Origin of the sequence: Streptomyces sp. KL109B (assembly GCF_030766935.1) — a bacterium.
GTDB lineage: Bacteria > Actinomycetota > Actinomycetes > Streptomycetales > Streptomycetaceae > Streptomyces.
The window spans coordinates 43561-60300 of record NZ_JASERL010000003.1 but is presented as its reverse complement, the minus strand read 5'-3'; the positions used below and the strand labels follow the sequence as shown (position 1 = coordinate 60300).

At 71.5% G+C, this 16740-nt stretch carries 18 protein-coding genes; 7 read left to right on the top strand and 11 right to left on the bottom strand.

Going from position 1 to position 16740, the window contains the following annotated elements:
- Positions 1 to 6: 6 nt before the first annotated feature.
- The 7 genes from RBJ65_RS11595 to RBJ65_RS11565 all read right to left on the bottom strand — a co-directional run bounded on the left by RBJ65_RS11595 (position 7) and on the right by RBJ65_RS11565 (position 5550).
- The gene (locus tag RBJ65_RS11595; protein ID WP_306318589.1) at positions 7 to 489 is read right to left on the bottom strand and encodes a DUF3180 domain-containing protein; all 483 of its coding nucleotides are present in this window, start codon (positions 487 to 489) and stop codon (positions 7 to 9) included.
- A 97-nt stretch (positions 490 to 586) separates the two neighbouring features.
- On the bottom strand, positions 587 to 1186 hold the full coding sequence (gene folK / locus RBJ65_RS11590) for a 2-amino-4-hydroxy-6-hydroxymethyldihydropteridine diphosphokinase (RefSeq protein WP_306318590.1): 600 nt from the start codon (positions 1184 to 1186) through the stop codon (positions 587 to 589).
- The gene (gene folB, locus RBJ65_RS11585) at positions 1183 to 1542 is read right to left on the bottom strand and encodes a dihydroneopterin aldolase (RefSeq protein WP_306318591.1); all 360 of its coding nucleotides are present in this window, start codon (positions 1540 to 1542) and stop codon (positions 1183 to 1185) included. Before folB ends, folK begins: the two co-directional genes overlap by 4 nt.
- Before the next feature lie 248 nt (positions 1543 to 1790).
- Positions 1791 to 2312 carry a nuclear transport factor 2 family protein gene (locus RBJ65_RS11580; RefSeq protein WP_306318592.1) on the bottom strand — a complete coding sequence of 174 codons (522 nt, stop codon included), beginning with the start codon at positions 2310 to 2312 and terminating at the stop codon, positions 1791 to 1793.
- A complete protein-coding gene (gene folP / locus RBJ65_RS11575) occupies positions 2309 to 3172 on the bottom strand; it encodes a dihydropteroate synthase (RefSeq protein WP_306318593.1) in 864 nt (287 codons plus the stop codon). Before folP ends, RBJ65_RS11580 begins: the two co-directional genes overlap by 4 nt.
- On the bottom strand, positions 3169 to 4212 hold the full coding sequence (locus RBJ65_RS11570; RefSeq protein ID WP_372341247.1) for a phosphatidylglycerol lysyltransferase domain-containing protein: 1044 nt from the start codon (positions 4210 to 4212) through the stop codon (positions 3169 to 3171). The genes folP and RBJ65_RS11570 overlap by 4 nt, the downstream gene beginning before the upstream one ends.
- 183 nt (positions 4213 to 4395) lie before the next feature.
- Positions 4396 to 5550: an ABC transporter ATP-binding protein gene (locus tag RBJ65_RS11565; RefSeq protein WP_306318594.1), complete on the bottom strand. Its 1155-nt coding sequence runs from the start codon at positions 5548 to 5550 to the stop codon at positions 4396 to 4398.
- 243 nt (positions 5551 to 5793) lie between these two features.
- Here RBJ65_RS11565 and RBJ65_RS11560 point away from each other — a divergent pair, with 243 nt between their 5' ends.
- The 4 genes from RBJ65_RS11560 to RBJ65_RS11545 all read left to right on the top strand — a co-directional run bounded on the left by RBJ65_RS11560 (position 5794) and on the right by RBJ65_RS11545 (position 9435).
- Complete coding sequence (locus RBJ65_RS11560; protein ID WP_306318595.1) at positions 5794 to 6579, top strand: ABC transporter permease; 786 nt, start codon at positions 5794 to 5796, stop codon at positions 6577 to 6579.
- Positions 6576 to 7244 (top strand): ABC transporter permease, encoded by a 669-nt coding sequence (locus RBJ65_RS11555; RefSeq protein WP_306318596.1) that lies wholly within the window; start codon positions 6576 to 6578, stop codon positions 7242 to 7244. The genes RBJ65_RS11560 and RBJ65_RS11555 overlap by 4 nt, the downstream gene beginning before the upstream one ends.
- A 71-nt stretch (positions 7245 to 7315) precedes the next feature.
- The gene (locus RBJ65_RS11550) at positions 7316 to 8278 is read left to right on the top strand and encodes an ABC transporter substrate-binding protein (protein ID WP_306318597.1); all 963 of its coding nucleotides are present in this window, start codon (positions 7316 to 7318) and stop codon (positions 8276 to 8278) included.
- Between the two features lie 146 nt (positions 8279 to 8424).
- Positions 8425 to 9435, top strand: coding sequence for a hypothetical protein (locus RBJ65_RS11545; RefSeq protein ID WP_306318598.1), 1011 nt, complete (start codon positions 8425 to 8427; stop codon positions 9433 to 9435).
- A 27-nt stretch (positions 9436 to 9462) separates the two neighbouring features.
- Here the strand turns inward: RBJ65_RS11545 and RBJ65_RS11540 are convergent, their stop codons facing one another.
- Positions 9463 to 10812 carry a PH domain-containing protein gene (locus tag RBJ65_RS11540; protein WP_306318599.1) on the bottom strand — a complete coding sequence of 450 codons (1350 nt, stop codon included), beginning with the start codon at positions 10810 to 10812 and terminating at the stop codon, positions 9463 to 9465.
- On the bottom strand, positions 10809 to 11315 hold the full coding sequence (locus RBJ65_RS11535; RefSeq protein ID WP_306318600.1) for a PH domain-containing protein: 507 nt from the start codon (positions 11313 to 11315) through the stop codon (positions 10809 to 10811). Before RBJ65_RS11535 ends, RBJ65_RS11540 begins: the two co-directional genes overlap by 4 nt.
- A 31-nt stretch (positions 11316 to 11346) precedes the next feature.
- Here RBJ65_RS11535 and RBJ65_RS11530 point away from each other — a divergent pair, with 31 nt between their 5' ends.
- A complete protein-coding gene (locus RBJ65_RS11530; RefSeq protein ID WP_306318601.1) occupies positions 11347 to 12498 on the top strand; it encodes an NADH-quinone oxidoreductase subunit D in 1152 nt (383 codons plus the stop codon).
- Here RBJ65_RS11530 and RBJ65_RS11525 read toward each other — a convergent pair.
- Positions 12463 to 13512, bottom strand: coding sequence for an SAM-dependent methyltransferase (locus RBJ65_RS11525; RefSeq protein WP_306318602.1), 1050 nt, complete (start codon positions 13510 to 13512; stop codon positions 12463 to 12465). The two genes, RBJ65_RS11530 and RBJ65_RS11525, sit on opposite strands and share 36 nt — an antisense overlap.
- 128 nt (positions 13513 to 13640) lie before the next feature.
- Here RBJ65_RS11525 and RBJ65_RS11520 point away from each other — a divergent pair, with 128 nt between their 5' ends.
- Together RBJ65_RS11520 and RBJ65_RS11515 are read left to right on the top strand one after the other, a co-directional pair.
- Positions 13641 to 14846 (top strand): sensor histidine kinase, encoded by a 1206-nt coding sequence (locus RBJ65_RS11520; RefSeq protein ID WP_306318603.1) that lies wholly within the window; start codon positions 13641 to 13643, stop codon positions 14844 to 14846.
- Positions 14847 to 14893: 47 nt separating this feature from the next.
- Positions 14894 to 15568, top strand: a complete 675-nt coding sequence (locus RBJ65_RS11515) for a response regulator transcription factor (RefSeq protein ID WP_306318604.1) — start codon at positions 14894 to 14896, stop codon at positions 15566 to 15568.
- 15 nt (positions 15569 to 15583) lie between these two features.
- Here the strand turns inward: RBJ65_RS11515 and RBJ65_RS11510 are convergent, their stop codons facing one another.
- Complete coding sequence (locus RBJ65_RS11510; RefSeq protein WP_306318605.1) at positions 15584 to 16690, bottom strand: DUF5937 family protein; 1107 nt, start codon at positions 16688 to 16690, stop codon at positions 15584 to 15586.
- Positions 16691 to 16740 lie beyond the last annotated feature (50 nt).

Here is a 16740-nt window from a genome sequence, read left to right as displayed (position 1 = left end):
GAGGCCTCAGGCGGTCGAGGCCGTCTCCTCCGGGTCCTCGTCGTCCGGGAGTTTGCAGGTGCGTTCCAGGAAGATCGCGGCCGCGACGACGGCGGCGCCGGTGAGGACCGAGAAGCCCGCGTAGATGGCCTGGTCGCGGCGGGCCGGCATGTCGAGGAGTTCGAGCAGGAAGACGCCGGTGCCGCCGTACATGCCGGCGACGAGGGCGGCGACCAGCGCGCTGGCCTGGCCGAAGACGACTGCCCGCGCGGCCATCATCGGTTCGACGCCCTTGGCCTCCGGGCGGCGCTCCCGCTGCGCGCGCAGGCGGGAGCGGATGGAAAGGGCCGTCGCGAGCAGGACGACGGCGATCACGGCGAGCACGATGGGCGCCGCCAAGGGCACGCTCGGCAGCGTGCCCAGGGAGTTCCACAGGCGGGCGCCCGCCCAGGACAGCACTCCGGCGACGACGAAGAGGCCGACCAGTGTCCTGATGCGCAGTTGCTTCATCCCGGTTGGTCGCCCCTCGTCGTCATGGCCCCGCCGCTCTGCTGTTTGGTGTCCGGGCCGTTTAGCGTGCTCGGTAGACCCTAACGACTACTAACGACTACTCGGGGAGCCGGAGTTCCAGGTCGGCGCGTGCCGCGACGCCCTCGCGGGTCACGGCGTCGAGCAGCTGGGCGACCGTGCCGTGACCGGGGAGTTGGGCCTCCGGTTCCACGTCGTTCCAGGGGGCGAGCACGAAGGCCCGCTCGTGGGCCCGGGGGTGCGGCAGCGTGAGGTACGGGTCGTCCGAGACCACGTCGGCGTACGCGACGATGTCCACGTCGATGGTGCGGGCGCCCCAGCGCTCGTCCCGTACCCGGTGGAAGGCCTCCTCGACCGCGTGCGCGCGCTCCAGGAGCGAGGAGGGCGGGAGCGTCGTCTTCAGGACGACGACCGCGTTGAAGTACGAAGGCTGGCTGTCCGGATCGACACCCCAGGGCTCCGTCTCGTAGACCGGCGAGACGGCCTTGACGCGGACTCCGGGGGTGTCCTCCAGCGCGTCCACGGCGCCCTGGAGGGTCTCCAGGCGGTTGCCCAGGTTCGCGCCGAGGGAGATCACGGCGCGCTTGGGGTTGGACAGCGTGGTGTCGGCGGCATCGACCTGTTCCACCACGGAGGTCGGCACCGGCTGGACGGTCGGGTCGAACGGAGTTTTGTTCATACTCGGCTCCGGGTGATGGTGACGGTCACGTCGTCGAAGGGCACGGTGATCGGGGCGTCCGGCTTGTGGACGCAGACCTCGACCTCCTGGACGACTTCGTGCTTCAGGCATGTCTGGGCGATGCGCTCGGCGAGCGTCTCGATGAGATCCACGGGCTCGCCCGTGACCACGGCCACGACCTCCTCCGCCACGACGCCGTAGTGCACGGTCTTCGTCAGGTCGTCGTCGGCCGCCGCCGCTCGGGTGTCCAGGCCGAGCACCAGGTCCACGGTGAAGGTCTGGCCTTCCTCGCGTTCCTCGGGAAAAACACCGTGGTGCCCGCGGGCCTTGAGGCCGCGCAGCGCGACACGATCCACGCGAATCACTCCTGCAGTCGTCGGTGAGGGCGGGTGCCATCGATGTGCGGTCGATGTTCCAGCCTCGATCGAATCTACCTGCGAGCACTGACAGCACCGGCCCGCGGGGGCTATGACTGATCCCACCCGGCACACCCGCCCCACGGTGCGCTCTCGGCTGGTAGCCGCCCATACCCAGGCGGTCGAGAGCCCAACCTCGCATCCGGATTTCGGGCTCTGTTCGGGTTCTACGGGGGGCGGGTACCCACTCAGGCGGGTGAGCCGCCGTCGTCCCCGTTGCCGATTTCATCGGATTCGTCATCCGATTCGGCCAGCACGGGGGAGGCGTGGTGCGACCACATCTTCCAGCCGTCGCGCGTGCGCCGGAACACGTTGGTGGCGACGACGCGCTGTCCGACGAGCGGGCCGAGTTCGTCGCTGTCCTCGGGGGCGGGGCCGCCGCTGAGGATGTTCTCCGTGCACGTCACCAGGGCGGTGTCGGCGACGACGCTGATGTGCACGTCGGTCAGGAAGAACTGGATGTACTCGGTGTTCGCCATGATCAGCGCGTAGCTGCGGAGCACCTCGCCGCGGCCCGTGAGGACCGGCCAGCCGGGGTGGACGCAGCTGACGGAGGTGTCCTCGGCCTCGTCCGGGTCGCTGTCCTCGGCGTAGTCGACGTCCTCGGGGGCGAGCCACAGGGAGGTGAGTTCCTCGAACGCGCCGCGTTCGACGGCTTCGTAGTAGGTGCGGTTGGCGGTGTCGACGGCTTGGACGTCGGCCTCGGTCACTGGGCTCCTTCGACCGCGCGTGCCACGCGGACGGCGTCGGCGGTGGCCCGTACCTCGTGCACGCGCACGGCCCAGGCGCCCGCCTGCGCGGCGAGCGCGGAGACGGCGGCGGTGGCGGCGTCGCGCTCGCGCGCGGGCGGCGGAGCGCCCTGCTCGCCGGCCAGGACGTGGCCGAGGAACCGCTTGCGGGAGGCGGCGACGAGGACCGGGTGACCGAGTGCGTGCAGCCGGTCCAGGTGGGCGAGCAGGGAGAGGTCGTGCTCGGCGTTCTTGGAGAAGCCGAGGCCCGGGTCGAGGACGATGCGGTCCGGGGCGATGCCGCCCTCGATGGCGGCCTCCACGCGCGCGTGCAGTTCGTTCACGACTTCGGAGACGACGTCCTGGTACGTGCCGGGCACGTTGGTGCCCTCCAGGAGGCCGCGCCAGTGCATCACTACGAAGGGGGCTCCGGAGGCGGCGACGACCGGGACCATCTGCGGGTCGGAGAGGCCGCCGCTCACGTCGTTGACCAGGGAGGCGCCCGCGGCGAGGGACTGCTCGGCCACGGAGGCGCGCATGGTGTCGACCGAGACCGTCACGCCTTCGGAGGAGAGTCCTCGTACGACGGGGATGACGCGCCGCAGCTCCTCGTCCTCGTCGACGCGGGTGGCGCCGGGGCGGGTGGACTCGCCGCCGACGTCCACGAGGTCGGCGCCCTGGGAGACCAGGTCGAGGCCGTGCTTGATCGCGGCGGTCGTGTCGAACCAGCGGCCGCCGTCCGAGAACGAATCGGGGGTCACATTGACGACCCCCATGACCGCGCAGCGGTCCCAAACGGGGAGGTTGGCTACGTGGCCCCGGCGGACCTGCGACGTGCTCATGGCCTCAAGCCTAGGCCCTTCGGGACGGGCGGGATCTCGCGGCTTTGGCGGTCTCCGCGACGGTCTCCGTGGCGCTCTTCGCGGCGGCCCGCGCGGCGGCTTCCGTGCGGACTTCCGTGCGGACTTCCGTGCGGACTTCCGGGAGAGGCGTCGGCGCTGCCGTGGCGGGGGCGTGCGGTGAGGCCGGTCTCGCGGGTCCAGATCGCGCAACCGGCCTCGGAGCAGTCCGTGACGGCCGGCGTCCAGGAGTGCGTCCGCGCCTCGTCCATGAAGCGCTCCATGGCTCCGGGCCACGCCTCTACGTCGCCCACGGGGTCGCCCTTGGCGAGCATCACGCCCGACACCACCCGGTAGCGGACCGCCGCCTTGCCGCTGGGCGAGAACACGATGCCCTTGTCGCGGACGGTCCGGCCCTCGGGGCAGAACGCTATGTAGAGCGTGGTCAGCGCCGTGACCAGGCCCAGGGCGCCGAGGGAGAGGGCGACCGTGTCCGCCGTGCGGCCCGCGTAGTGGAGCGGCCCCGCCATGCCGAGCAGGCCGTACAGGACGTGTTCCAGGCGGTCCACCAGGCTCGGGGCGTCGGCGAGGCGCTGGGGGTGCGCGCTGACGACGGCGAGGCCGATCAGCAGCGAACCGGCGCCCACGAGCACGAAGTTGGCCAGGGCCCGCCAGCGGCCGCGCGGGTCGGGCGGCGCGTCGAGCCGCCCCCGGTGACGTATCAGGAGCCACAGCGGCACCAGGGAGACGGCGACGCCGATGCCGCCCACGAGCGAGGGCCGGTACGCGAGTTGTCCGCAGGCGCCGAGCGGCAGCAGCGCGAGCGCCGTCCAGCGCGCCCGCCGGTTGCGGCGCCGCAGCATGCGCGCGAGCAGGACGAGCAGCACGCCGGTGCCGAGCAGGAGGGCCGCGGCGTACGGGCCGAGGGGGCCCGGCAGCGCCTCCGTGACGCCGCCCGTGCGCGTGCGCGTGAACCGGGGCAGGACGCCGGCCGCGATGTCCACGCCGCCGGCCAGGAGGCAGGCGCCCGCGATCCGCCTCATCCGCGCCTCCTTCTGCCGCTCGCTCGGCGAGACTTGTGAACACGGCGCGAATGCCGCATCCGTGACGTACGCCCTGTAGGACGGAAGCGGAGCGACCCGGGTTCACTCGTGAAGGGGCTCAGAAGGGCCTGGAAGGTCCTGTACGGGCTGAGAAGGGGTAGGGCCTCTCGTTTGGATCAGGCTCTAGGGCAGGAGCTGTTCCACCGTCTCCAGGTCGACCTCCGCGCGCGTGATGTCGCGCGCGTCCGCCGCCGTGGAGCGGCGCAGCGCCTCGTGCAGCCGGGCCGGGGTGAGTACGCCGAGGAAGCGGCCCTCGCTCTGTTCGTCGATGACGGCGATCCAGCCCGCGTCGTGCTGGAGCATCGTCGCGAACGCCTGCTTGAGCGGGGCGCCGACCGGCAGCCAGGCCTCCATGCGGCGCGCGTGCTCACGTACGGAGCCGGTGCCCACGCGCGCGTGCTCGGCGGAGATCCAGCCGTGCAGGTTGTTGTCGTGGTCCAGGACGACGGCCCAGCGGGCGTCGAGTTCCTTGGGCAGCGGGTCGTCGAGGTGCACGACGGGCGGCTGCTCCAGGTCGCCCTCCTCGATGGGGGTCACGGAGAGCCGCTTGAGGCCGCGGTCGGCGCCCACGAAGTCGGCCACGTAGTCGGTGGCGGGCGTGCCGAGGACCGCGGACGGGGTGTCGTACTGCTCGATGCGCCCCTCTCCGTAGACGGCGATACGGTCTCCGAGCCGGACGGCCTCCTCCATGTCGTGCGTGACGAAGAGGACGGTCTTGCCGAGCGTCTGCTGCAGGCGCAGGAACTCGGTCTGCAGGTGCTCGCGCACCACGGGGTCGACCGCGCCGAACGGCTCGTCCATCAGCAGGACGGGCGGGTCGGCCGCCAATGCCCTTGCGACGCCCACCCTTTGGCGCTGTCCGCCGGAGAGCTGCTCCGGGTAGCGCTCCCCGAACACCTTCGGGTCGAGGCCCACCAGGTCGAGCAACTCGGCGGCGCGCTCGCGGGCCTTGGCGCGCTTGACGCCCAACAGGTGCGGGACGGTCGCGGTGTTGTCCAGGACCGACTTGTGCGGGAACAGGCCGACCTGCTGGATGACATAGCCGATGCGGCGCCGCAGTTGGACCGGGTCGACGCCGGATATGTCGTCGCCGTCGAGGAGTATCCGGCCCGCGGTGGGTTCGATGAGCCGGTTCACCATCTTCATCGTGGTGGTCTTGCCGCAGCCCGACGGGCCGACGAGCGTGACCAGTTCGCCCTCGTTCACCTCGAAGGACAGATCGTCGACGGCGGTGGTGCCGTCCGCGTATCGCTTGCTGACGTGCTCGAACCGGATCATGGGACCCCATTCTGCCGGGACGCGGCCCGGTTGGGGATGCCCCGGCGAGACGGTCGCGTGAAGGCCGTGTTGCGTCCGGATTGCGTCCGGCGGCCGGGGGCGGCCGTTGTCAGTGGTCGGGGCTAGGGTCGTTGGCAGTCGGAATGCTGTGCGTGTGCCGGGTGTGTGTGCCGGGTGGGAAAAGGCGCGTGCGTGGGCGTGGCCGGCTGACATACGTTCGGGGAATCGGGGGAGGTGGCCGGCGTGAGCGAGCAGAGCTGCTTGGTGGCCAATGACTGGGTGTGCGGCGAGTATGTGCGCACCCGCGGCCAGGAGTTGGTCGACGCGACGGTCCAACACCTCGGCATCACGGTGGCGTCGGTGGTCATCGGCGTCCTCATTTCCCTCCCGCTCGCGCTGCTCGCGCGGCGTGCGCGCGTCTTCGCGGGGCCCGTGCTCGGCGTGACCACCGTGCTCTATTCGATCCCCTCGCTCGCGATGTTCTCGCTGCTCCTGCCCCTCTTCGGGCTCTCCGTCTCGCTGGTGGTCACGGGGCTCGTGCTGTACTCCCTGACGATTCTGGTGCGCAACATATTGGCCGGGTTGCAGGCGGTGCCGCAGGAGGCGAGAGAGGCCGCGCGCGGGATGGGGTACGGGCCGCTGCGGCTGCTGTGGGAGGTCGAACTGCCGCTGGCGCTGCCCGCGTTGCTCGTCGGCGTGCGGATCGCGACGGTGTCCACGGTGGCGCTGACGACGGTCGGCTCGATAGTGGACTACGGCGGGCTCGGCACGCTGATCGTCGGCGGCCTGCAGAGCGACTTCAAGGCGCAGGTGCTCACCGCGTCCGTGCTGTGCGTCCTGCTCGCGGTCCTGGCCGACCTGCTGCTGCTCGGCGTGCAGCGGTGGCTGACGCCGTGGACGCGGGTGGCGGGGCCGGCGAAGCGGGCGCGCGGATTCCGAATACGGGGGCCGCGCGGCCGTGCCGACGCGGCGCGCGTCGAGCCGGAGAAGCCGGGACAGCCGGATGAGCCGGAGAAGGCGGCAGCATGAACGCGATATCGGGGGCCTACGACTGGCTGGCCACGGGTGCCAACTGGCAAGGGGAGAAGGGGGTGTGGCACCGGCTCGCCGAGCACCTGTACTTCTGCGGGGTCGCGCTCGCCGTCGCCTGCCTGATCGCCCTGCCGCTGGCGCTGTGGCTCGGCCACATCGGCAAGGGCGGCGCCCTCGCCGTCAACGTCTCGAACGTGGGGCGCGCGGTGCCGACGCTGGCCGTCCTCGTGCTGCTCACGCTCACCCCGCTCGGCCGGCACGGCGATGTGCCGACGCTGATCGCGCTGGTGCTGTTCGCGGTGCCGCCGCTGCTCACCAACGCGTACGTGGGGATGCGCGAGGTCGACCGTGCCGTGGTGGAGGCCGCGCGGGGGATGGGCATGGGCGGCCGGCAGGTCTTCGCCCGCGTCGAACTGCCGCTGGCGTACCCGCTGGTGATGACCGGGCTGCGGTCGGCGACGGTGCAGGTGATCGCGACGGCGACGTTGGCGGCGATGGCCGGTGAGGGCGGGCTCGGGCGGATCATCACGGCCGGGTTCAACCTCCAGGACACGCCGCAGGTGGTCGCGGGGGCGGTGCTCGTGGCCGCGCTCGCGCTGATCGCGGAGGGCCTGTTCGTCGCGCTGGGGTGGGCCTTCGACCCCATGAGGAGGCGGGCGTGACCAAGAGGTCCCGGGGAGCCAAGGACTTGAGTTTGTTCGTTGTCGGTACCGGCAGTGCGACGAGGAGAACGATGAACAGCAGAACGCGTCGGGTGGCCCTGGCGGCCGTGGCCGTGGGTGCGCTGACCGCAGGGCTCACCGCGTGCGGTGGCGACAGCCTGGAGGGCAAGGACGACTCGGGTGGGTCGGGCGGCGGGAAGGGCAAGGTCGTCATCGGCGCCGCGCGTTTCACCGAGGCCAAGGTGCTCGGCGAGCTGTATCGGCAGATATTGGACGACGCCGGGTACGACGCGTCGGTCAAGACGGTGGAGAACCGGGAGATCTACGAACCGCAGCTCGCCAAGGGCGCCATCGACGTGGTGCCCGAATACGCGGCGACCCTCGCCGAATTCCTCAACCTGAAGGAGAACGGCGCCAAGGCGAAGCCCGTCGCGTCGAGCGATGTCGACGACACGGTGGCCGCGCTGCGCAAGCTGGCCGAGCCGAAGGGGTTGAAGGTTCTGGACGCCGGAGAGGCCGTCGACCAGAACGCGTTCGCGGTGAGCAAGGACTTCGCCAAGAAGCACAAGCTCAAGACCCTCTCGGATCTCGGCAAGTCGGGCGAGAAGGTGAAGATCGCGGCCGGTGACGAATGCGAGACGCGGCCGTTCTGCGCGCCGGGCCTCAAGAAGTCGTACGGGATCGATGTCACGGGAATCGACCCCAAGGGCGTCGGCACCACACAGGCCAAGCAAGCGGTGAAGAACGGCACGGACCAGTTGGTCCTGACGACCACGACCGACGCGACGCTGGAGAACTTCGGACTCGTTCTTCTTGAGGACGACAAGAAGCTGCAGAACGCGGACAACATCGTTCCGGTTGTGAACGCCAAGGACGCGGGCGACAAGAAGATTGCCGACGTCCTGGGGAAGTTGACGAAGACGCTCACGACGGACGATCTCATCGAGCTGAACCGGAAGGTCGACGCCGAGCGCCAGAAGGAAGCCGATGTCGCGAAGGAGTATCTGGAGACCAAGGGTCTCGTCTCGAAATGATCTTGAAAATTGATCTGCGGCGCGTCGGTATCGACCGCCGTAAGTGACCTTGCCGGTACGGGGGTTAGGTGGTTTCTGTGACAGGTGTGTCCGAATTTTGCCGGGCGGGGCTTCGTGATTCGCCTACGCGCGGTAAGTTTCTGGCCATGCCACGTGGACGTCACCGCCATTCCCCGCCCCTGCACCGCCTGCTGCCTCCCACGGTGATCGCCGGTGCGCCTCTCGTCTGCGCGGGGGGCGCCTGGCTGTCCGACGATCCGCTCGTCCTGAGGAGCATCGCCGCCGCGGCCGCCGCTGCCGCGGTGATCGGCGCCGTCGTGATGCGCCGCTGGGACCGGCTCGCCGGGAAGCGGGTCGCCGAGCTGACACGCGGCGCCGCGAGCGAGCGGTGGCGGCACGAGGAGGCCGTGGCGGAGCTGGAGGGCGACCTCGACGAGTCGCGCGAGCTGCGCACCCGCCTGGAGGGCAAGCTGCGCTCGAAGCGCGCCGAACTGGCGGCGCTGCGCAACGAGCACGCGGCGCTGCTGCGGCGGTACGCGAACGCGGAGACGGAGCGGGCCAGCGCGCTCGAAGGCCGCCGCCGGCTCGCGATAGAGGCCACCGCCCCGGCGAAGGCGCTGCCGCCCGTGCCCCCGGCGGTGCCGGGCCGGCCGACGCCGGAGATGTACCGGCGGGCCAGCGCCGCGCTCGACCGTCTCGCCCGGCCCGCCGCCGAGGAGGTCGATCCCCGGGGGAAGTCCCGTGCGGCGGCCGGCCACTTCACGGTGCCGACCGCCGCGATGGTCGCTCCCGCGGCGCCCGCGCGGAAGATCCCCGAGGGCGGGTTCGACTTCTTCGGAGCGGGCACGAGCGCAGGCGCGGATGCGGGGCGCTCCGTGCGGCGTGAGGAAGACCTGGCGGATGTCGTGGGGGAGGAGCTGGCGGCGGAGGTCGCGGCCCACACCGAGGCCGCGGCGGAGCCTCAGGCCGAGGCGGACCACGTGGACGAGCCCAAGGCCGACGCCGACGCCGCCCCCGAGGCCACCGACAAGGCCGACGCCTCCGAGGACGACGCCTCCGAGGACGCCGAGCGCGAGCAGCAGGTCATCGACCTCACCGCGCACGACGAGACGGAGCAGATCGACATGGGCGAGCTGAGGTCGGCACTTCAGGCGTGACGCCTCAGGCGCCCGGTCGACGAACCCTTACGCCCCCGCCATCCACCGGTCCGGCCGCGCGTCCCGCCGCCCCGTGCGGGACCGGTCGGCCTGCGCGCGCAGGAGCTCGGACGCTTCGTGCACGTCCCTCAGGCGGGCCGGCACCGTCTTGTTGGCGCCCGTGTCGAGGTGCAGGTCGGCGACCCGCCAGTACCGCTCCCAGGGCCCCTGAGTGAGCCGCACGCTCTGCACCTTGGCGTGCGGGACGAGCGAGAGGTGGCGTTGCAGCAGCCCGCCCCGCGCGGCGAACACCGTTTCCGTGACGGCCACTCCGTAGCCCCGCCACCACACCGGCACGCACCAGCGCCCGCGCCGCGGCGCCCCCGCGAAGTCGGCCGGCTTCGGCACCGTGACGCCGGGCAGGATGCGCGCGACGACGTCCTCGGCGTGCCCGCGCGGCGCCACGGGGACGAGCACGGTGTTCGATGACCCGGCGACGTGCAGCTCGACGCGGACCCAGCCGCGCCGCCGCCACAGCAGCGGTTCGACGATCCGCACGGTCTGCACCCGCCCCGGCGGCACCGTCTCGTGCACGCGGTCGAGCAGCCCGTGGTCGATGCGCAGCCCGTCCTGGGAGTCGCCGACCGTCCAGTCGTACTCCTTGATGAACCGGCCCGCGCTGTTGGTGAACGCCCCGCCGGTCAGCGGAATCGCGACCGCGAGCACTGTCCACAGGTTGTGGGTGGCGAACCACAGGAGCACCGGTACGACGACGGCGGCGAGCAGCATCGCCCAGGGCGCGCCGGTGAGGAGCAGCGCCACCGCGAGCATCCTCGGGGGTGTGTGCAGGATCGGCCGGGCCGGTGCCTCGCCCACGTCCTGCGCCGACTCGGGTGCGAACCCGGCCGCGCGGGCGAGGAGTTCGGCCCGTAGGGCGCTCGCTTCGCGCTCTCCCAGGAAGGCGAGTTCGTCCTTCTTGTTGGTGCCTACTACGTCGAGTTTCAGTTTTGCCACGCCTACGAAGCGGGCCAGGAGCGGCTGCGTGACATCCACCGCCTGGAGGCGGTCGAGCCGGATGTGGGCGGTGCGGCGGAACAACAGGCCCGTACGGATGCGCAGTTCGGTGTCCGTCACGGCGAAGTGCGTGAACCACCAGGTGAGGAACCCGTACAGGGCGGCCGCGGGCACCAGCACGCCGAGGCCGATCAGGAGGGTGGCGGTGGTGAGTTGGGACAGCTGGCGCTGCGCCTGGTCCATGTCGTGGACGGCCCAGCCGAGCAGGATCGCGATCGGCGCCCACGCGCGGCGCAGCGGCGTGACGGGGTGCAGGCGCCGCTCTCGCACGTTCTCGGCGGGCTCCTGTCCCTGGACGTCCTCGGGGACGCGGGCGGCCGTCACAGGCCCGCCGATCGGGCCTCGCCGAGTTCGGTGAGGCGGTCGCGAAGCCGTTCGGCCTCGGCGGGCGCGAGGCCGGGGATCGTCGCGTCGGTCGCCGCGGCGGCGGTGTGCAGCTGGAGGCTGGCGAGGCCGAACTTCCGCTCCAGCGGGCCTGATGTCACTTCGACCAGCTGCATCCGTCCGTACGGCACGATCGTCTCCTCGTGCCACAGGACGCCGCGCGAGATCAGCAGGTCGTCGGCCCGCTCCGCGTACCGCCACGAGCGCCAGTTGCGGCCGAGCAGCACCCAGCCCCACACCAGGACCGCCAGCGGCAGCACGGCGAACGCCGCCCAGCCGGGGCCCGCGAACATGCCGAGCAGCACCGCGAGCGCCACGGTGATCGGCACCAGCCACACGAGCAGCAATAGGCGGCGCAGTTTCAGCAGCCCGGACGGCAGCCCGGTCCAGTCGGGCCCTGTGGCGCCTGTCGCGGTCGCCGGCCCTGTCGCCCCTGTCTCCATGGATTCACCCTACGTACGAGAGACTGTGTCCATGACGCCCACGACTCAGGCCACGGTCGGCATCGGTGGTGCCGCGGAGAGCACCGACATGGTGCTCAACATCGGTCCGCAGCATCCGTCCACCCACGGTGTGCTGCGCCTGCGTCTCGTGCTCGACGGCGAGCGGATCCAGCGCGCGGAGCCGGTCATCGGCTACATGCACCGCGGCGCGGAGAAGCTCTTCGAGGCGCGCGACTACCGGCAGATCGTGATGCTCGCCAACCGCCACGACTGGCTGTCCGCGTTCTCGAACGAGCTGGGCGTCGTGCTCGCCGTCGAGCGGATGCTGGGCATGGAGGTACCGGAGCGCGCCGTGTGGCTGCGGACGCTGCTCGCCGAGCTGAACCGGGTGCTCAACCACCTGATGTTCCTGGGTTCGTACCCGCTCGAACTGGGCGGAATCACACCGGTCTTCCATGCTTTCCGGGAGCGCGAGGAACTCCAGAACGTCATGGAGGAGGTCTCCGGTGGGCGCATGCACTACATGTTCAACCGGGTCGGCGGCCTCAAGGAGGACCTGCCGCTCGGCTGGACGACCCGCGCGCGCGAGGCCGTCGCGTCCGTGCGCTCCCGCATGGACGTCTACGACAACCTCGTCCTCGGCAACGAGATCTTCCGGGGCCGCACGCGCGGGGTGGGCGTGCTGTCCGCCGAGGCCGCGCACGCCTACGGAGTGAGCGGTCCGATCGCCCGCGCCTCCGGCGTCGACTTCGACCTCCGGCGCGACGAGCCGTACCTCGCCTACGGAGAGTTGCAGGACACCCTGAAGGTCGTCACGCGACAAGAAGGCGACTGTCTGGCCCGGTTCGAGTGCCTCCTGGGGCAGGCCCACAACGCGCTCGACCTCGCCGACGCCTGCCTCGACCGGCTCGCGGACCTCCCGCAGGGCCCGGTCAACCAGCGCCTCCCGAAGGTCCTCAAGGCGCCCGAGGGCCACACGTACGCGTGGACGGAGAACCCGCTCGGCATCAACGGCTACTACCTCGTCTCCAAGGGCGAGAAGACGCCGTACCGGCTCAAGCTGCGCTCCGCGTCGTACAACAACATCCAGGCGCTGACGGAGCTGCTTCCGGGGACGCTGGTCGCCGACATGGTGGCGATCCTCGGGTCACTGTTCTTCGTGGTCGGGGACATCGACAAGTAGGGCGTTCGCACGGAGGCCGTCCGCGTCGATGCCGATGGGCTCGACGAGCCACCCGAAGTCGCCGAGCCCGCCGCGCGCCGTCAGCTCCGCGGCCTCACCCGCGCCCGCGAGCGCCCGTACGTACGCCGCCGGGTCCCGCGTCGCCAGGGCCAGTGGCGGACGGCCTCCCGTCACCCCCAGGGCGCCCAGGGCGGCGCGCTGCGTGAGCAGCCGGGCCCCCGGCGTCGCGGCGCACGCGTCGAGTGCCACGTGCGCCGTGATGTCGCAGGAGCCGTCGGGCACGGGCGTCGTCTCGCGTCCTTCGCGGAAGCCGGTGAGGGTGCCGAAGGGCGGCCGGGACGCGCGCGTGTGCGCGTAGTCGACCGCGACGGCGAGGCCGCGCTCCAGGGTGCGTACAGCCGCCGCCCAGGCCTCGTCGCGGGGCGTGCCGACCTCGGCGCGCAGGCCCGGCTCGGGGGCCAGCGGCCACCACTGGTGGAGCCAGCCCGCCGACGCCTCGTCCAGGGGCGCCGCGTCGAGGGATTCCGTGCCGTCGTCGCGTACGAGGACCAGCCGGGCCGTGCCGTCCGTGTCCGTCTCGACGACGTCCAGGGGCACGTTGTCGAGCCACTCGTTCGCGAAGAGGAGGCCCGTGACACCGGTGGGCGGTTCGGCCCGCCACTCGATCCGGTGGTCGAGTTCCGCGGGGCGCTCCGCCTTCTCCACCGCACAGGCACGCACGCGTACCGCCACTTTTTCCGGCAGTACCTGTAGGAGGCGGGAAACCAGCTCGCCGCGCCCCGCCGCCATGTCGACGAACGTCAGCTCCGCGGGCTCGCCCAGGGCCGCGTCCACCCGGCACAGCAGCTCGGCCACGGCCCCCGCGAACAGCGGCGAGGCATGTACCGACGTGCGGAAATGCCCGGCCGGGCCCTCCGGCCTCCGGTAGAAGCCGGCCGGTCCGTACAGCGCCTCTTCGGTGGCCGCGCGCCACCCGCGCGGTGCCGCAGGCGCCCTCTGTTGTCCGTTTTCCACGCCTGAAGGCTATGCGCGCCCGGCGCGTGCGCCGTGGGGTGCCTCCACCTTCAGGAGTACGCGCGCCGGGTCCGGATCGGCCCTCCGGTTGACCCCTGCACGCTGCACGCTTCCCTACTCTGGGTTACGTGCAGCGCGTCTACGACTTCATCCGCAGACACCCGACATGGGTCGACGGCTTCTGGGCCGTGATTCTTTTCGGCATGTCCGTGGTGAGCTCGAGCGGCACGGTCGGTGCGACGGACGGGAGCGAGGCGGCGCTGTTCGTCAGCTCCGCCCTGATGTCCCTGGTGGTCCTGCTGCGCCGCCGGATGCCGGACAAGATGCTGCTGCTCGCCGTGGCGACGGGTCTCGGCCAGTTGGTGTTCGACGCGCGGGTCAACCCGTCGGACTTCGCGATGCTGGTCATCATCTACACGTGTGCGGTGAGCGGTCCGCGCTGGGCGTCCCGGCTCGGCCTGATCGGCGGGCTGCTCGCGGCGCCGCTCTCCCAGCTGCGCTGGCCCACCGTCGCCGACAGCAGCACCACGGCGCAGCACATCCTCGTCACCGTCTTCCAGATGGTGCCGTTCGCCCTCGCCTGGGTGCTCGGCGACTCGCTGCGCACCAGGCGCGCGTACCTGGCACAGCTGGAGGAGCGCGCCGACCGCCTGGAGAAGGAGCGCGAGGCGCAGTCGAAGGTCGCGGTGGCGGCCGAACGGGCGCGCATCGCGCGCGAGTTGCACGACGTCGTCGCGCACAACGTGTCGGTGATGGTCGTGCAGGCCGACGGCGCCGCGTACGTCCTCGACCAGGCGCCCGACCAGGCCAAGAAGGCCCTGGAGACGATCTCCGGCACCGGGCGGCAGGCGCTCGCGGAGATGCGCAGGCTGCTCGGCGTGCTGCGCACCGGGGAGCACGAGGAGGCCGGCGAGTACGTTCCGCAGCCCGACGTCGAGCAGATAGAGGAGCTCGTCGAGCAGGTCCGCACCTCCGGCCTCCCGGTCGACTTCAAGGTTGAGGGCACCCCGCGCCCGCTGCCCAGCGGCGTCGAGCTGACCGCCTACCGCATCGTCCAGGAAGCCCTCACCAACACCCGTAAGCACGGCGGTCCGAACGCGGGCGCAAGCGTCCGCCTCGTCTACTTCGACGACGGCCTCGGCCTGCTCGTCGAGGACGACGGCAAGGGCGCCCCGCACGAGCTGTACGAGGACGGGGGCGCGGACGGCCGCGGCCACGGCCTCATCGGGATGCGCGAGCGCGTCGGTATGGTCGGCGGCACGCTGGACGCGGGCCCGCGGCCCGGCGGCGGCTTCCGCATCAGCGCGCTGCTGCCGCTCAAGCCCGCCCACTGACACGTACAAGTCCCGTCCACTGACACGTACAAGGTGAGGACCGCCCGATGTCGATCAAGGTCATGCTCGTCGACGACCAGGTGCTGCTGCGCACCGGCTTCCGGATGGTGCTCGCCGCGCAGCCGGACATGGAGGTCGTCGCCGAGGCGGGCGACGGCGTCGAGTCGCTGGAGGTACTACGTACAACGTCCGTGGACGTGGTGCTCATGGACGTACGCATGCCGAAGCTCGACGGCGTCGAGACGACGCGGCGGATCTGTGCCGATCCCGACTCGCCCAAGGTCCTCATCCTGACCACGTTCGACCTCGACGAGTACGCCTTCTCGGGGCTGCGCGCGGGCGCCTCCGGCTTCATGCTCAAGGACGTGCCGCCGGGCGAGCTGCTCACCGCGATCCGGGCCGTGCACAGCGGCGACGCGGTGGTCGCCCCGTCCACGACCAGGCGGCTGCTCGACCGCTTCGCCCCGATGCTGCCGAGCGGCCCCGACCAGCCGCAGCTGGGCCGCCTCGAACGGCTCACCGAGCGGGAGCGCGAGGTCATGGTCCTGGTCGCCCAGGGCCACTCGAACGGCGAGATCGCCGCGCGCCTGGTCCTGTCCGAGGCCACGGTGAAGACCCACGTGGGCCGCATCCTGACCAAGCTCGATCTACGTGACCGGGTCCAGGTCGTCGTCCTCGCCTACGAGACGGGCCTCGTCCGGGCGGGCGGCGCGGGGGCCTGAGCCCCGGCCCCGGCCCTAGCGCAGCACCCCCTCGATGAAGTCCCCGCCGAGGCGCGAGACGATGCTCAGGTCCAGTTGGTGCTGTACGTAGCGGCCGCGCCGCCGCGTCGTGATCAGGCCGGCCTTCTTCAGGACCGACACGTGCCGGGATATCTCAGGCGCCGTCATCCCGTGCGAGTCGGCCAGTTCGCTCGTCGTGTACGGGCCGCGGGCGAGGTGCCGGCACAGGCGCATCCGGACCGGGTGGGCGAGCGCCGCCATCCTTTGCGTCAACTGCTCGACGGAGGGCGGCGAGGCGAGCCCCGGTGAGGCCACGGGGTAGTGGATCACCGGCTGCCAGCCGTGCCGGTGCAGCACCACCAGGTGGGGCCAGCCGAGGCTCGTCGGCATCAGGGTGAGGCCGTCCCGCGCGGACGCCGTGCGCGCGTCGAAGACCTTGTCGACGGTGACGAGGCTCCCCGACTCGTCCACCGAGACCGACGTGGACACGGACGACAGCCCCTCCCGTGTCCCCTTGCGGCGCAGCAGCTCCTTCTTGTGCCGCGCGTCCGCCGTCAGCTGGTGCCGCAGGCGCGCCCACACGTCCGCGAAGAACGCTTCGTCGCAGTCCTCCATCAGCTTGCGGAACCAGGCCCGTACCGTCGGCGGGTCCTCCAGGAGCCGCTTGGTGAACCGCACTTGGTGCGCTCCGCGCGCGGCCGCGAGGTCGAGGGCGCGGTCCCGGGTGTGCGGGTCCGACAGGCGGCCGTGGCCGGGGCTCCCGTAGGAGAGCTGGCAGGTGAACTCCAGGGCGGCGTCCACGAATTGCTCGTCGGAGAGCTCGTCGAGCAGGTCGAGGTCCTCGGCGAGCGTGGCACCCGGCAGCGTCCGCTTCCCCGGAATCCCGGCGAACGGCATGAAGACGTCGGAGAACGTCGTCCGCCACAGGAAGTCCGCCTCGCAGAGCCGGTCCGCGAGGCACGCGTCCAGGCGCGTGGACACGCTGGTCGTCCAGCCCTGCAGCCCCGGATGGTGCGCGGGCTCCGACAGCGCGTGCAGCGCCGTGCCGAGCTCGGCCAGGGGCGAGGGCACGACGTCGATGCGCTCGGGCGCCAGGCCCGTGATGTCGATGCTCACGCTCATGACCCCATGGTGCCCGCCACCACTGACAGCCGGGTCGTCGATTGACGGCT

Excerpts from the sequence above, each read along its gene's own strand:
- RBJ65_RS11595 (WP_306318589.1), bottom strand. The coding sequence starts at position 489 with ATGAAGCAACTGCGCATCAGGACACTGGTCGGCCTCTTCGTCGTCGCC.
- folK (WP_306318590.1), bottom strand. The coding sequence starts at position 1,186 with ATGAACAAAACTCCGTTCGACCCGACCGTCCAGCCGGTGCCGACCTCC.
- folP (WP_306318593.1), bottom strand. The coding sequence starts at position 3,172 with ATGAGCACGTCGCAGGTCCGCCGGGGCCACGTAGCCAACCTCCCCGTT.
- RBJ65_RS11570 (WP_372341247.1), bottom strand. The coding sequence starts at position 4,212 with ATGAGGCGGATCGCGGGCGCCTGCCTCCTGGCCGGCGGCGTGGACATC.
- RBJ65_RS11565 (WP_306318594.1), bottom strand. The coding sequence starts at position 5,550 with ATGATCCGGTTCGAGCACGTCAGCAAGCGATACGCGGACGGCACCACC.
- RBJ65_RS11555 (WP_306318596.1), top strand. The coding sequence starts at position 6,576 with ATGAACGCGATATCGGGGGCCTACGACTGGCTGGCCACGGGTGCCAAC.
- RBJ65_RS11550 (WP_306318597.1), top strand. The coding sequence starts at position 7,316 with ATGAACAGCAGAACGCGTCGGGTGGCCCTGGCGGCCGTGGCCGTGGGT.
- RBJ65_RS11545 (WP_306318598.1), top strand. The coding sequence starts at position 8,425 with ATGCCACGTGGACGTCACCGCCATTCCCCGCCCCTGCACCGCCTGCTG.
- RBJ65_RS11535 (WP_306318600.1), bottom strand. The coding sequence starts at position 11,315 with ATGGAGACAGGGGCGACAGGGCCGGCGACCGCGACAGGCGCCACAGGG.
- RBJ65_RS11530 (WP_306318601.1), top strand. The coding sequence starts at position 11,347 with ATGACGCCCACGACTCAGGCCACGGTCGGCATCGGTGGTGCCGCGGAG.
- RBJ65_RS11515 (WP_306318604.1), top strand. The coding sequence starts at position 14,894 with ATGTCGATCAAGGTCATGCTCGTCGACGACCAGGTGCTGCTGCGCACC.
- RBJ65_RS11510 (WP_306318605.1), bottom strand. The coding sequence starts at position 16,690 with ATGAGCGTGAGCATCGACATCACGGGCCTGGCGCCCGAGCGCATCGAC.